The sequence below is a fragment of the Streptomyces sp. NPDC057280 genome, assembly GCF_042668605.1.
Taxonomy (GTDB): Bacteria; Actinomycetota; Actinomycetes; order Streptomycetales; family Streptomycetaceae; genus Streptomyces.
The window spans coordinates 143,213-157,389 of record NZ_JBHUYR010000010.1; the positions used below are offsets into that span (position 1 = coordinate 143,213).

Here is a 14,177-nt window from a genome sequence, read left to right on the forward strand (position 1 = left end):
CCTCCAGGCTTCAGCCATCGTTCCTTCCGGAACAGCGAGAAACATGGTCATACGCGGCACTAGACGTCGGCTCGACGCCAACTCGACGTGTGTCAGGCGACCTTCGTCGCGGACAGGACCGCTTCCGCGGTGAGGGCGTGCGGGGGCAAGTTGGCCCAGTCGTCCATGACCGCCTTGGTGACCTTGAGTCCGGATTCCTCGAGCCAGTTCCGCCAGGTGGACAGCTTCTGCGGCCCGCCCTTGCCCATCGTGCAGCCGACGAAGAAGCTGGAGTAGAAGTCGACGGTGTAGTTCTCGGGGTCCTTGATGTCCTCGGGGAACACCGGCACCAGCACATGCACCTGGGCGCCGACTTCCAGCGACTTGCTGACACCGTCGAGAATCCTCAGGACATCACTCTTGTCGAACATGGGCAGGAAGTGCTTGATCAGTACGACGTCGAATCCTTGCGGAACGCCCTCGAAGACGTCCCCGCCGACGAACGAGCAGGTCTCCTCCACACCGTGCGCCCGGAAGTTCGCCAGGCACTCCTCTTCCTTGTCGGGAAGGTCGAAGGTGGTGACCCGAAGGCCGGGCGAGCCCTTCAGTTTGAGGGTGTCGATGGCGCCGAGGCCGGTGTTCCCGGCGAGGTCGAGCACGTTGGACCCGGCGGGTATGTCGATGTTCTCGAAGAACCAGGGGTCGACGTGCGCGGTGACGGTGTCCATCAACTTGGCCCAGGGCTCGCGCAGTTCGGGTAGTTCACCGAGGGCGCCGTAGAGGTCGCCCTCGTAGCCGTAGAGCTCCTTGAGGGCGACGACCTCGCCGCTGCGGACGGTCTCGGTGAGGTAGAAGAGCTGCCGCAGCGTGATCGCCTTGATCATGTAGAGGTCGGCGAGCGCCTGGTCGATCAGCTTCTCGGAGACGCCCGCGAGCCCGTCGAGACGGTAGGCGCCGGTGGTCTCGTCCTGGGCGACGAAGCCCTCCTTGACCAGCAGCAGGAGGAGCTGTTCCACGGCGTCCGGCTTGGCGCCGGCCACCTCGCCCAGCTCCGCGGCGGTCAGGCCGGGCCGCTCGCGCAGCGCGTCGATGATGCCCAGCTCGAAGCAGGACACCAGGGTCATGAACCGCGACGGTCCCACCATGTACTCGCGGAACCGCGCCAGTGTGGCTTCCGGTGTCAAGGCAACCGACCTCTTTCGGTAACGGTGGTGAACGGGCTTGTGGGCTGCGGTCCGGGGACCGGCTACTTCCCCTGTGCCGAGCGCTGTCCGGCGGCCGCGCGCAGGGCCTCGGCGCGGTCGGTGCGTTCCCAGGTGAAGTCGGGCAGCTCACGGCCGAAGTGGCCGTAGGCGGCGGTCTGGGAGTAGATGGGCCGCAACAGGTCCAGATCCCGGATGATCGCGGCCGGACGCAGGTCGAACACCTCGCCAATGGCCTGCTGGATCCTCTCCACCTCCACCGTGTGCGTACCGAACGTCTCCACGAACAGCCCCACCGGCTCGGCCTTGCCGATCGCGTACGCCACCTGCACCTCGCAGCGGGAGGCGAGGCCCGCGGCGACGACGTTCTTGGCCACCCAGCGCATCGCGTAGGCGGCCGAACGGTCCACCTTCGACGGGTCCTTGCCCGAGAACGCGCCACCCCCGTGACGTGCCATCCCGCCATACGTGTCGATGATGATCTTCCGCCCGGTCAGACCCGCGTCCCCCATCGGACCACCGATCTCAAAACGCCCCGTCGGGTTCACCAGCAGGCGGTAGCCCTCGGTCTCCAGCTTGATGCCCTCGTCGGCGAGCTGGGCGAGGACGGGTTCGACGACGAGGTCGCGGATGTCGGGGGCCAGCAGGGTGTCCAGGTCGATGTCGGAGGCGTGCTGCGAGGAGACGACCACGGTGTCGAGGCGGACGGCCTTGTCGCCGTCGTACTCGATGGTGACCTGCGTCTTGCCGTCGGGGCGCAGGTAGGGGACGGTGCCGTTCTTGCGGACTTCGGTCAGCCGGCGTGAGAGCCGGTGCGCGAGTTCGATGGGCAGCGGCATCAGGGTGGGGGTCTCGTCGGTGGCGTAACCGAACATCAGGCCCTGGTCGCCGGCGCCCTGCTTGTCCAGCTCGTCCTCGTCGCCCTCGACCCGCTGCTCGTAGGCGGTGTCGACGCCCTGCGCGATGTCCGGCGACTGCGCACCGATCGACACCGACACACCGCAGGAGGCGCCGTCGAAGCCCTTGGTGGAGGAGTCGTAGCCGATCTCGAGGACCTTCTCCCGCACGAGGGCGGCGATGTCGGCGTACGCGCTGGTGGTCACCTCACCGGCGATGTGCACCTGACCGGTGGTGATCAGCGTCTCGACCGCGACGCGCGACGTGGGGTCCTGGCGTAGCAGCTCGTCCAGGATCGCGTCGCTGATCTGGTCGGCGATCTTGTCGGGGTGTCCCTCGGTCACGGACTCCGAGGTGAACAGACGACGGGGCATGACTCTCCCAGGCGGATGGACGGACACTTGGCGGATGGACGGACACATGGGTGCGGTACGCGGGACGGCGGTCAGGGGGCCTTCGTCGCGCTGAGGATGGCCTGGACGGGAATGACGTCCGGCGGGATCTCGGAGGCGTCCTTGGTGATCGTCTGCGTCACCTTGAACCCGGCCTCCTCCAGCAGGCTCTGATAGACCGACAGCTTCTGCGGGCCGCCCTCACCCATGGCGGCGCCGATGAAGAAGGCCGGGAAGAAGTCGACGTTGTAGTTGTCGGTCTCCTTGATGTCCTCGGGGTACACCGGCACCAGGATGTGGATCTGGCCGCCGGCCTCCAGGGAGGCGTTGACCCCCTGGAGGATCCTGAGCACGTTGCCCCGGTCGAACATGTCGAGGAAGTGCTTGATCAGGACGACGTCGAACCCTTGGGGGATCTCGTCGAAGACGTTGCCGCCGATGAAGGACAGGTGCTCCTCCAGGCCCTCGGCCCGGAAGTTCGCCAGTGCCCTGGACTCCTTGTCCGGCAGGTCGAAGGTGGTGACGGTCAGTCCGTCGGACGCCTTGTGCCGGTAGGTGTGGATGGCGCCGAGGCCGGTGTTGCCGGCGACGTCGAGCACCCGGGAGCCGGCCGGGATGTCGATGTTGGCGAAGAACCAGGGGTCGATGTTGGCGGTGACCGTGTTCATCAGCTTCAGCCAGGAGTCGTGGAGATCCTGGTGGTGGGCCACCGCGTCGTAGAGGGTGCCTTCGGCGCCGTAGAGCTCCTTCAGGCCGACGACCGTACCGGTGCGGGCGGACTCGGTGAGGTAGTAGAGCTGGCGCAGCACCACCACCTTGATCAGGTTCATGTAGGCCAGGGCCCGTGCGAGGTCCGTCTCGGGAACGTCGGCGAGCGCGTCCAGACGGTAGCCGCCGGTGGCCTCGTCATAGGCGACGAAACCTTCCTTGACCAGCAGGAACAGCAGTTGTTCGAGGGCGTCCGCCTTGGCTCCGGCCTTCTCGCCCAGTTCCTCGGCCGTCAGGCCGGGGGTGTCGCGCAGCGCGTCGATGACGCCCAGCTCGAAGACGGACAGCAGGGTCATGAAGCGCGACGGTCCCACCATGTACTCGCGGAATCGGGCGAGCACGGCTTCCGGTGTCACGGCGTTGGTCCCCTTCGGTAGGTGTGGCGTCACGGCGTCGGCACGCTGGTCACCGCTTACGCCTGGTCCTGGAGCTGGTTCTCGAACCGCTGGGCCAGCGCCCGCCGTTGGACCTTGAGCGTGGCGGTCCTCGGCAGTTCCGCCTGCGGGATCTGCACGGGGTCGGCGAGCTGGGGGAACTCGGCGACCGCCGTGCGCCAGCGGTCCGGGTCGAGCGGTCGGTCGTCGACGGTGCAGATCACCGGGACCGGTTCGCCCTTCGGGCCCTGCACCACGACCAGTTCGGTCAGTTCGCGCAGCCGGCCGAGGACGACGTCCTCGATCTCCAGGGAGCTCTTCACGCCGGGGATCATGTCGATCTCGCGGTCGAGCAGGTGCAGACAGCCGAACCGGGTGCGGTAGCCGACGTCTCCGGTGCGCCACCACTCGCCGTCGCGGTTGGTGTCGTAGCGGTCCTGCTCCCCGTAGTAGGTCTTGGCGATGCCGTCCCAGGCGACGTCGATGTAGCCGGGGTTGGTCTCGGAGGGCGGGTTGCCGTCGCGGCTGACCACCCGCACGCGTGCCGCGCCCCTGGGCATGGCCCAGCCGACGCAGCGGCCGTTCGCCTTGTGGGCGGAGCCGCGGAAGTAGGCGCGGCCGACGGCCGGACCGACCTCGCTCTGCCCGTAGATCTGGAAGAACAGGGCGCCGCGCCGGTCGGAGGCGTGCAGCAGCTTGCTCATCGTGCCGGGGTGGATGGCGTCGAAGGTGCTGCTGAAGACCTTCACCGACCCGAACGGGGCGCGCGGGTCGTCGGCGAGTTCCTCCCACTCCATGAGCGAGTTGGGCAGCGCCTCGACGAATGCCGGGCGGTGCTTGAGGAACTGCTCGGCGACCTCGGCGGGGCCCGTCTCGCGCATCAGCAGCACGGGGTATTCCCGCAGCAGTGCCAGGGACATCGCGGCGACCATCCGCGAGTGCACGAAGGGCACGTTGATCGCGACGGTCTCCTTCTTCCGCATGAGCGACAGCAGCCGCCACTGCGGGACCAGGCGGATGCCCTGGGTGCGGGGGGTGTGCACGACCAGCTTGGGAATGCCGGTGGTGCCGGAGGTGTGGGTGATGACGGCGGCCTCGTCGATGGGCCGCACGACGGGGGCGACGCGGGGGCTGCCGGCGAGTGCGGGGAGCGGGACGGTCCCGGGCCGGTCTCCGTCGGAGGTGATGATCCTCCGGGTGAGGTCCGCCAGCGGCACGTCGGCGAGGAGGTCGAACTTGGCCCTGTCGGTGAGCAGCGTCGGCTGGTCCACCCGCTCCAGCAGGACGCCGACGGTGGTGGGGTCGAGGGCGGGCGAGAGGTTGACCACGACACCGCCGACGCGGGAGACGGCGGCGGCCAGCATCCAGTGGTCGGCGTTGGCCGTCTTGTAGATGACCACGCGCTCGTCGGGCCGGACTCCGGCCGCCCACAGCCGGCCCGCCAGGTCGTCGACGTGGTCGGCGTACTGGGCCACCGTCAGACGGCGGCCCGCTTCGGGCAGTACGCCCAGGTCGTGGTCGAGGCTGATCGGGGTCGCCGGGTTGACCGCGGCCGCCATCTCCGGCAGCAGGCCGATGTGAAGACCGCGCTTCTGTATCGATCGATAGGCCACAGAGCCCTTCATGTGGGCTGTCTCCTTTGTGATGGGCGGGTGGACGTGCGGGCGGTCGCCGGCTGGGTGCGGGTGCGGGGACAGGCGGGGGGCGGACGGGAAAGGGCCGCGGCGGGAGGGAACGTCAGAAGGAGTAGGGGCCGAAGCGGCCCCACGCCACGAACGCGGCGACGGCGAGCAGGACCGCGTTCACCACGATCGCCTGGGCCTCGTGGCGGCGCAGATGGGTGAGGGCGGCGCCGATCATCAGCAGCACCAGGCCGGTCGCGGCGATCGGCACCAGGACCGGCGCGATGTCCAGCGCGGCGGGCAGGATCAGGCCCAGCCCGGCCAGCACCTCCAGGGCGCCGATGGCCTTGACACCGCCGTCGCCGAAGTCGTCGACCCAGCCGTAGCCGGCGGCGGCCAGCTTCTTGCGGGGCTGGACCAGCTTCTGGGCACCGCCCGCCAGGCAGGCCGCGCCCAGGATTCCCGCGATGATCCACAGGGCAATGTTCATGATCGTTTCCTTCGGGGATTCGGCTGGGGTGCGGGGATGGGGCGGCCTCGCGCTACCGGCTGTCGGGCACCAGCAGCGTGGTCTCCACCTGGGATCGCCATCGGTAGTACGACTGGAGCTTGTGGTACTCACCGCCCGGCGTCACCGTGATCGCGTAGACGAACTGGTGGCCGTCGGTGCGGTAGGGCGAGTTCTTCAGGAAGTCCTCGATGTCCGGCTCGATGGTCACCGGCAGGGACCGCGGGTCGTCGGTCATGGCGGCGATGGTGATCCGCTGGACCTTCGGGGAGTCCCAGGTCAAGGTGGCGTAGATGCCGAACGCCCCGCCGGCGAACCGCAGCAGCCGTTCGCTCGGCGCGGGCAGCCCGACCTCCGCCAGGAGCGAGGTGAGCGTTTCGGGCCGGAACACCGAGGCGGGCGCCGCTCCGAAGTACAGGTTCACCGACCGGTGCCGGTAGTCGATGCCGACCAGGCTCACCTTGTCGGCGACGCCGTACCGGGTGAACAGCTCCAGGTTCCGTGCCGCGCTCGTCGGCATCGACTCCAGCGTGACCAGTTCCGACAGCGGCTTGAGGTCGTCGAGCGGGAAGAAGGACCAGGTCTTCTTGAAGCCGCCGACGACCCCGAAGTCGATGCCGCTGAACCCGATGGGGAAGCCCGCGTGCAGCTCGGCCAGCAGGCTGCCGACCGGGTGGTCCGTCGCCTCGATCAGCCCGTGGTCGACGGCCACCGCGTACGGGTCGAGCTCCGGGGGGAGCATCGTGTAACGGCAGTCGACATCACCCGCGTTGCGCTCCCCCGTCGCCACCCGGAAGGCGACGACGGCCGGCTCCAGGGTGTCCCCGTACGCGGACAGGACCGACCGGACCGTCTCGGCCGAGTACTCCACTCCCACCAGCCGGGAGACTTCGGCGATGATCGGGAGATCTGCCGGGTCGGTATCGCCCCGCAGGTCCCTGCCGTTCGTTGTCACCACGGTGAACCGGCCTTCCGTTCAGCGGGCGATGACCATCGTGGCGGGCGCCGCGGCGTGGAACGACACGTCCTCGAAGCCCGCCTTGACCAGCCAGTCGCGGTAGTCGGAGCGCCGCCAGGTGCCGCCCTCCTTGCTCTTGAGCAGCATCTCCAGGGCGAACAGCAGCGGGAACGCCGGAGCGGTGCGGTCGTCGTCGACGACGTAGTCGGCGACCACCAGCGCACCGCCGGGCTTGAGCGCCTTGCGCAGCCGGCTGAACACCTCGATGTTGCTCTCGGCGTTCTCCTGGTGCGCGATGTGGGAGTACACGGCGATGTCGTACAGCCCGGTGCCGAAGTCGGTGGTGTGGAAGTCGCCGTCGAGGGTGGAGAAACGGTCCCCCACACCCTGCTCCCCCACCAGCCGGCGGGCGATGGCGTTGATCGGCTCCCAGTCCAGCTGGACCGCGCGGGCCGCCGGGTTGGCCTTCAGCCAGATCGACGAGTAGATGCCCGAGCCGCCGCCCACGTCGAGGATCGAGATCTCGCCCGCGTCGGCGATGCCGAGCGCCTCGGCACCGGCCTCCGCGGCGGGCACCGACACCGCGGCGATGGCCGGGACGATGCCCTCCCAGTGCGGGTTGTCGGCCTTCTCGGTCTCGCCGCCGGCCAGCGGGCCGCCGACGCGCACGACCTCGGGGAAGTCGATGAGGCTGCCGGTGTGCTGGAGCTTGAGCTTGGCGAAGCCGGCCAGGGAGGCGGGCTTGCCCTCGACCAGGAAGGCGGACGCCTCGGGGGTGTTGCGGTACCGGCCGTCCTGAAGGACCACCAGCTCCACGCTGACCAGACCGTCGAGCAGGCTCTGCGCGCCGCGCACGGAGATCTCGGCGCGGGCGGCGACCTCCGCGGCCGTGCCCGCGCCGTTCTCCAGGTGGGTGAAGACCGAGTGGGTGGCCGCGGCGCCGATGACACCGGTGTTCCAGTAGCCGTTGATCAGCCTCATCACACCGTCCGGTGCAGGCTGGTTGTTCGTCATGCCGCTCCCTTCAGGGTGCGCGTGGACTTGGCGTGGGTGCGCAGCGCGCCGCGCAGCACCTCGGTCACCCGCTCGACCTGGCTCATGGTCAGCTCGGCGTGCATGGGTATGCCGAGGTTGCGCTGGAAGAGGTCCGCCGAGACCGGGCACACCTGCTTGGCCTCGAAGGCGGGCTGCACATGGTTGGCCCAGGTGCCGTGCAGGGTGCCGATGCCCTGGGCGCGCAGCTCGGTGGCGACGGCCCCGCGGTCGACGCTCGCGTCCAGCGTCACCAGGTAGGACTGCCAGGCGTGGGTGCGGTCCGCCGGGACGTGCGGCAGGGTCAGCAGCTCCTCGTCGGCGAGGAGTTCCGCGTAGCGGGCGGCGACGGCGGTGCGACGCGCCAGCAGCTCCTCGATACGGCGCAGCTGCACCGTCAGGATCGCCGCGGCGATGTCGGAGAGCTTGTAGTTGTAGCCGATCTCGGTGAATTCGGGGATCGGCAGGCCGATGACCTGGCCCATGTCGAAGATGCTGCCGATGCCGAAGGCCGACAGCTGCCGCGCCTTCGCCCCGATGGCCGGGTCGGCGGCGATGAACGCACCGCCCTCGCCACTGGTGGCGCCCTTGCGGCCGTGGAAGGACAGACAGCCCACCTCGGCGAGCGCACCCGCCTCGCGCCCCTGGTAGGTCGCGCCGACCGCACAGGCGGCGTCCTCGACGAGGAACAGCCCGTGCCGGTCGGCGATGGCCTGGAGCTCGGTGTAGTCCGCGGGCAGGCCGACGGTGTCGACGGCGATGATGCCGACGGTCCTGGGGGTGACGAGATCCGCCACCGCCTGCGGGTCCACGGTGCCGGTGTCGGCGCGCACGTCGGCGAAGACGGGCGTCGCGCCGACGTAGCGCACCGCGTGGGCGGGGGCGGGGAAGGTGTAGTCGGCGACGATGACCTCGTCGCCCGGCTTGACGCCGAACGCGAGCATCGCCAGGTGCAGGGCGGCGCCGCAGTTGCTCACCGCGACCGCGTCCCCGGCTCCGAAGCGTTCCTTCAGCTGCGCCTCGAGGGCCTGCCCCTTGGGGCCCTGGCCGGCCGCCCAGCCCGAGGCGAACACCTCGGCGACGGCCGCCAGTTCCTGCTCCCCGAGGCTCGCGAAGACCAGGGGGATCTTGTCGATGTCGCTCATCTTGGTTTACGCTCCGCGCGCTTCAGAGGACGGGAATCGAGAGGGACCGGCGGTTCGTAGAGCTGCGGCGTGATCTGACTGACGTCATAGCGCTTGCGCATCTCGTCGATGGCGTCGGGGTCGATTCCCCCGGTCGCCCAGATTTCCGCGATCTCCTCGAAGTAACGCTCGTGAATGGGTGACGGATAGCACTGGAACAGCATGCGCGCCGGTTTGTCGGAGGCGTTCCTGAAGGCATGCGGAGTTCCGGAGGGTACGAACATGCAGGCACCCTCTGTGGCGTGGACGGCCTTGTCGCCGTCGGGCGACTCCCATTCGTGCCAGTCCTTGTCGGTACGCCGGGTCGGCTCGAAAGCCAGGAGCTGGAGTTCCCCTTCCAGGACGTAGAAGAACTCCTGCGAATCGGCGTGCACATGCGCCCCCACATCGAATCCGGGCGGCACGACCACCTCGAAGATCGATATGGCGGAGCCATGCTCCTGTGTGGCCTTGAAGGTCACTTCCTGCGCCTTGGTGATCAGCTTTCGCCCCTGACCGGGCGGGAGGATGAGGCCTGTCATGCGGTCAGCTTCCTTTGTCCGCGCAGAATTTCACTCGAGCGAGGGTTCCGGCGTAGCGGACCAGCTGTCAGTCCAGCGTCTCGGGGCCGTCGACGCTCCAGCGGCCCAGCGCCATCTCGGCGGTGATACCGGGACCGAAGCCTGCGATGAGGCCGGTGGCGTCCTGGGCCGGGGTGTCCTCCTCGAACAGCCTGCGGGCCGCGTCGAAGACAACGGCGCTGGCGATGTTCCCGTACTCGGTCAGGGTCGACCAGCTGTGCCGGAACACCGAGCGGTCGACCTCCAGGAACTTGGCGAGGTCGTCGAGGATGCGCGGGCCACCGGCGTGGACGATGTAGAAGTCGAGCTTGCCGGCGTCCCAGCTGTGGTCCTTGGCGAACTCGCGCAGCACCGGCGCGAGCGGCTCCATCGTGCCGGGCACCCGGCGGTCCAGCTGGAAGTGGAAGCCGGTGTCCTTGACCGCGTAGGAGATCCATTCCTCCGTGTCCGGGATGAGGTAGGAGGCGTTGCGCTCCAGCTCGATGCCCACACCGCCGTTGCCGCGCACCACGGCGGCCGCGACCGCGTCGCCGAACAGACCGTCGGACAGCAGCGAGCCGATGTCGTCGGCGTCGGGCTGGTAGCACAGCGAGCACAGCTCGCAGGAGACGATCAGGACGTTGCTGCCGGGGTGGGCCAGGCAGAAGTCGTGGGCGCGGTTGACCGCCGCGCCGCCCGCCGCGCAGCCGAGCTGGGCGATGGGTATCTGGCGGGTGTCGGGCCGGAAACCGAGCTTGTTGATCAGCCAGGCGGTCAGCGACGGCATGCTGAAGCCGGTGCACGACACATAGATGATGGCGTCGATGTCGCGGGCGGCGAGGTCGGCGTTGCGCAGGGCCTCCTCGATGACCGGCGGGGTCCACCGCTTGGACTCGGCCTCGTAGATACGGTTGCGCTCCGTCAGGCCCGGGTGCTTGAGGGTCTGCTCGATCGGCTGGACGATATGCCGCTTCAGCACTCCGGTGTTCCGGATCAGCCGGAGCGCCAGGGGAAGCTGCGGCTTTCCCGCATGGGCTTTCGCGGCGAACTCGAGAGTCTCTTCGATCGTGATGACGTGTTCCGGCGCGCGCACCGCGGGCTTGCATAGCCTGGGCATATCTGGGCTCTACTTTCTCTAGAATCTGCCTTCTGTACGTGAAGAAATCTGCACACAGCTTCCGAAGCGAGCGCGGCACACGGGAGAAAACACCGCGGCGCGCGGGAATTTGACTGCGAGTGGAAACCTGTGCCGTACCTGGCACGGACGCGGTCTCACCAGCACAGAACCGGTGGACTCAGGCTCGATCCACTGCCCCGGAACTGATTTCGGGCAGGGAAGGCGTGCAGGAATAGTGACACGGCCGAACTCGCCTCGCCAAGGCCGTCCCCAAGTGCTCCGATCCGTTCCGAGGAAGACTCGAGCCCCACGCTGACGACTCTCGACCCGGGCAGATCAACGGCCTTGTCGCGGTATCGGCTCGCTTCAGGCGCAACCCACGCGCTGCCGTTTCTGTAGTGGTCGGCTGCGAGCATCGGCGATAGCCATGTAACGACTGCACGCGGAGGGCGCATGTCTCAGCAAGCCGAGGAAGCCACCGCCAAAGGCAGGCGATTCCCAGGGGCGCGCTCCCCGGCCAGAGGTGAGGTGGACTCGGCCCGCGCGGACCGGTCGGTGCGCCGGACCGGGGTCCTCATCACGTTCCTCCTCGGCGCCCTCGCCGCGGTACCGCCGATGTCGATGGACATGTACCTTCCGGCCCTGCCGGAGGTCACCCGCAGTCTGGGTTCGACCGCGACGACCGTCCAGCTGACCCTCACCGCGTGCCTCGCCGGTATGGCGATCGGGCAGCTCGTGGTGGGGCCGTTGAGCGACCGGTGGGGCCGGCGCGGCCCTCTGCTGGCCGGACTGATGGTCTACGTCGTCGCCGCCGCGATGTGCGCGTTCGCCCCCAACACCGAGATGCTGATCGCCTTCCGGGTGCTCCAGGGGCTCGCCGGCTCGGCGGGCATCGTCATCGCCCGGGCCGTCGTCCGCGACCTCTACGACGGTCTGGCCATGGCCCGGTTCTTCTCCACGCTGCTGCTGATATCCAGCGTGGCCCCGATCGTCGCGCCCGTGGTGGGCGGCCAGGTCCTGCACTTCACCAACTGGCGTGGCATCTTCGTCGTTCTCACCATGATCGGCGGCGCGCTCACCGTGCTGGTCTGGCGCCGGCTGCCGGAGACGCTGCCGCCCGAGCGGCGTCAGCGCGGCGGGGTGCGCGGGGCCCTGTGGATCATGCGCGGGCTGTTCATCGACCGGGTCTTCACCGGCTACCTGATGACGAACGGTTTCGCGTACGGGGCGCTGTTCTCCTACATCGCCGCCTCGCCGTTCGTGATCCAGGACATCTACGGGGCGTCTCCGCAGACGTTCTCGCTGCTGTTCGGCCTCAACTCCTTCGGTCTGCTGGTGATGGGCCAGATCAACGGCAAGCTCCTGGTGGGCCGGGTCCGGCTGGACAAGGTCCTCGGGTACGGGCTGGCGCTGCTCACCGCCGGCGGGCTGGCGCTGCTGCTGGTGACGCAGGGCGTCTTCGGGAAGGCGGGCACGTTCGCGATCGCGTCCTGTCTGTTCGTCATGATCTCCTCGCTGGGCCTGATCCTGCCCAACACCAACGCGCTCGCCCTGATGCGCACCCCGCACGCCGCGGGTTCCGCCTCCGCGCTGGTCGGTACCTCGTGCTTCGTGATGGGCGCGATCGCCTCCTCGCTCGTCGGGATCGCCGGCAAGGAGACCGCGGTGCCGATGGCCGCTGTCCAACTGTGCAGTGCGCTGGCCGCGATGGCCGCCTTCCTCGGCGTGTGCCGTCCCTGGCGGAACCGTCCGATGGAGTTGCCCAAGCACTGACGACAGCGCGTGCGCGTACCGGAAGGGCGGCGTACCCCGACACCGGGTCGGGGTACGCCGCCTTCGTGGTGGGGCGGGGTGCGCGGGGCCGCCCGCACGGTCGGCGCCGTTACTTCGGGTCGCTGTCGAACTTGGCGGCCGCCCAGGCGTAGCCGAGCACCGCCAGGCCCACGCACCAGGCCAGGGCGAGCCAGCCGTTGTGGCCGATCTCGGTGCCGAGCAGCAGTCCGCGCAGGGTCTCGATGGCCGGGGTGAAGGGCTGGTACTCGGCGATGGGCTGGAACCAGCCCGGCATGCCGTCGACGGGGACGAAGGCGCTGGAGATCAGGGGCAGGAAGATCAGCGGCATCGCGTTGTTGCTGGCCGCCTCGGCGTTGGGGCTGACCAGTCCCATGCCGACCGCGATCCAGGTGAGCGCCAGCGCGAACCCGGTGAGCAGTCCGAAGGCGGCGAGCCATTCCAGGACGGTGGCGTCGGTGGAGCGGAAGCCGATGGCCACGCCGACGGCGCCGACGAGGACCACGCTGGCCAGGCACTGGAGCACACTGCCGACGACGTGTCCGACGAGCACCGACCCACGGTGGATGGCCATCGTGCGGAAGCGGGCGATGATGCCCTCGTTCATGTCGGTGGAGACGGAGACGGCGGTGCCGATGGTGGTGGAACCGATGGTCATCAGCAGGATGCCGGGGACGAGGTAGGCGAGGTAGGCGTCCCGGCCCGCGCCTTCGCTCATCGCGTCGCCGAAGACATAGACGAACAGCAACAGCAGCATCACCGGTGTGAGCAGCAGGTTGAGTGTCATGGACGGGTAGCGGCGGGCGTGCAGCAGGTTGCGGCGCAGCATCGTGGAGGAGTCGCGCACGGCGAGGGAGAGAGAGCTCATCGGAGGGACTCCTTGGTGTGGGCGGGCTGGTCGGTGAGGGCGAAGAAGACGTCGTCGAGGTCGGGGGTGTGCACACTCAGCTCGTCCGCCTCGATGCCGGCCGCCTCCAGCCAGTCCAGGACGGCGCGCAGTTCGCGCTGGCTGCCGGTGCTGGGGATCTGCAGGGACAGCGCCTGGTCGTCGCGGGTGGCGGCGTCGAGGGAGGCGGCGGCGGAGCGGTAGGCGGCGGGGTCGGAGAACCGCAGCCGTACATGACCGCCGGGGACGATCCGTTTGAGTTCCTCGGCGCTGCCCTCGGCGGCTATCCGGCCGTTCGCGAGGACCGCGATGCGGTCGGCGAGCTGGTCGGCCTCTTCGAGGTACTGGGTGGTGAGGAAGACGGTGACGCCGTCGGCGACGAGTTCGCGGATGATCTGCCACATGTTGTGGCGGCTGCGGGGGTCGAGTCCGGTGGTGGGTTCGTCCAGGAAGATGATGCGCGGACTGCCGACCAGGGTCATGGCGATGTCCAGGCGGCGTTTCATGCCACCGGAGTAGGTGGCGGCGGGCTTCTTCGCCGCCTCCGTCAGGTCGAAGCGTTCCAGCAGTTCGGCGGCCAGCCGCCGGCCTTCCCGCTTGGGCAGGTGGTGCAGGTCGGCCATCAGCAGCATGTTCTCCTCGCCGGTGATCAGACCGTCGACGGCGGAGAACTGACCGGTGACACCGATCGCGGCGCGGACCTGCTGGGGTGCGGTGCGCAGGTCGTGCCCGGCGACCTCGACCTGGCCGGCGTCGGCGCTGATCAGGGTGGACAGGATCTGCACGGTGGTGGTCTTGCCCGCCCCGTTCGGACCGAGCAGCGCGAACACCGACCCGGCCGGGATACGCAGGTCGATGCCGTCCAGGACGTTCTTGTCGCCGTAGGACTTGCGCAGCCCGTTCGCCGTGATGGCCAAGCTGGTCATGA

13 protein-coding genes are annotated in these 14,177 nt (G+C 68.9%); 1 reads left to right on the top strand and 12 read right to left on the bottom strand.

Annotated features, from left to right (window positions below):
- Positions 1 to 92: 92 nt before the first annotated feature.
- The 10 genes from ACFUO4_RS38145 to ACFUO4_RS38190 form a co-directional block, all read right to left on the bottom strand.
- Positions 93 to 1,163, bottom strand: coding sequence for a methyltransferase (locus ACFUO4_RS38145; protein WP_383493695.1), 1,071 nt, complete (start codon positions 1,161 to 1,163; stop codon positions 93 to 95).
- 62 nt (positions 1,164 to 1,225) lie between these two features.
- Positions 1,226 to 2,452 carry a methionine adenosyltransferase gene (gene metK / locus ACFUO4_RS38150; RefSeq protein ID WP_383493698.1) on the bottom strand — a complete coding sequence of 409 codons (1,227 nt, stop codon included), beginning with the start codon at positions 2,450 to 2,452 and terminating at the stop codon, positions 1,226 to 1,228.
- Between the two features lie 71 nt (positions 2,453 to 2,523).
- Entirely contained in the window at positions 2,524 to 3,594 is a 1,071-nt protein-coding gene (locus ACFUO4_RS38155; RefSeq protein WP_383493701.1) for a methyltransferase, read from the bottom strand.
- Between the two features lie 56 nt (positions 3,595 to 3,650).
- Positions 3,651 to 5,237, bottom strand: coding sequence for a class I adenylate-forming enzyme family protein (locus ACFUO4_RS38160; protein ID WP_383493704.1), 1,587 nt, complete (start codon positions 5,235 to 5,237; stop codon positions 3,651 to 3,653).
- Positions 5,238 to 5,349: 112 nt separating this feature from the next.
- Positions 5,350 to 5,724, bottom strand: a complete 375-nt coding sequence (locus tag ACFUO4_RS38165; RefSeq protein ID WP_079307193.1) for a DoxX family protein — start codon at positions 5,722 to 5,724, stop codon at positions 5,350 to 5,352.
- A 52-nt stretch (positions 5,725 to 5,776) separates the two neighbouring features.
- Positions 5,777 to 6,700, bottom strand: a complete 924-nt coding sequence (locus ACFUO4_RS38170; protein ID WP_383493707.1) for an aromatic prenyltransferase — start codon at positions 6,698 to 6,700, stop codon at positions 5,777 to 5,779.
- Between the two features lie 18 nt (positions 6,701 to 6,718).
- Complete coding sequence (locus ACFUO4_RS38175) at positions 6,719 to 7,714, bottom strand: class I SAM-dependent methyltransferase (protein ID WP_079307191.1); 996 nt, start codon at positions 7,712 to 7,714, stop codon at positions 6,719 to 6,721.
- Entirely contained in the window at positions 7,711 to 8,868 is a 1,158-nt protein-coding gene (locus ACFUO4_RS38180) for a DegT/DnrJ/EryC1/StrS family aminotransferase (protein ID WP_383493962.1), read from the bottom strand. The genes ACFUO4_RS38175 and ACFUO4_RS38180 overlap by 4 nt, the downstream gene beginning before the upstream one ends.
- A 5-nt stretch (positions 8,869 to 8,873) precedes the next feature.
- Positions 8,874 to 9,437: a cupin domain-containing protein gene (locus ACFUO4_RS38185; protein ID WP_383493710.1), complete on the bottom strand. Its 564-nt coding sequence runs from the start codon at positions 9,435 to 9,437 to the stop codon at positions 8,874 to 8,876.
- Between the two features lie 67 nt (positions 9,438 to 9,504).
- The gene (locus ACFUO4_RS38190; protein ID WP_179143279.1) at positions 9,505 to 10,572 is read right to left on the bottom strand and encodes a type III polyketide synthase; all 1,068 of its coding nucleotides are present in this window, start codon (positions 10,570 to 10,572) and stop codon (positions 9,505 to 9,507) included.
- 528 nt (positions 10,573 to 11,100) lie between these two features.
- Here ACFUO4_RS38190 and ACFUO4_RS38195 point away from each other — a divergent pair.
- Complete coding sequence (locus tag ACFUO4_RS38195; RefSeq protein WP_383493715.1) at positions 11,101 to 12,345, top strand: multidrug effflux MFS transporter; 1,245 nt, start codon at positions 11,101 to 11,103, stop codon at positions 12,343 to 12,345.
- A 109-nt stretch (positions 12,346 to 12,454) separates the two neighbouring features.
- On the opposite strand, the gene ACFUO4_RS38200 is transcribed toward ACFUO4_RS38195, so the two are convergent.
- Positions 12,455 to 13,231 carry an ABC transporter permease gene (locus ACFUO4_RS38200; RefSeq protein ID WP_079307187.1) on the bottom strand — a complete coding sequence of 259 codons (777 nt, stop codon included), beginning with the start codon at positions 13,229 to 13,231 and terminating at the stop codon, positions 12,455 to 12,457.
- Positions 13,228 to 14,175, bottom strand: a complete 948-nt coding sequence (locus tag ACFUO4_RS38205) for an ATP-binding cassette domain-containing protein (protein WP_383493719.1) — start codon at positions 14,173 to 14,175, stop codon at positions 13,228 to 13,230. Before ACFUO4_RS38205 ends, ACFUO4_RS38200 begins: the two co-directional genes overlap by 4 nt.
- Between the last annotated feature and the right edge of the window lie 2 nt (positions 14,176 to 14,177).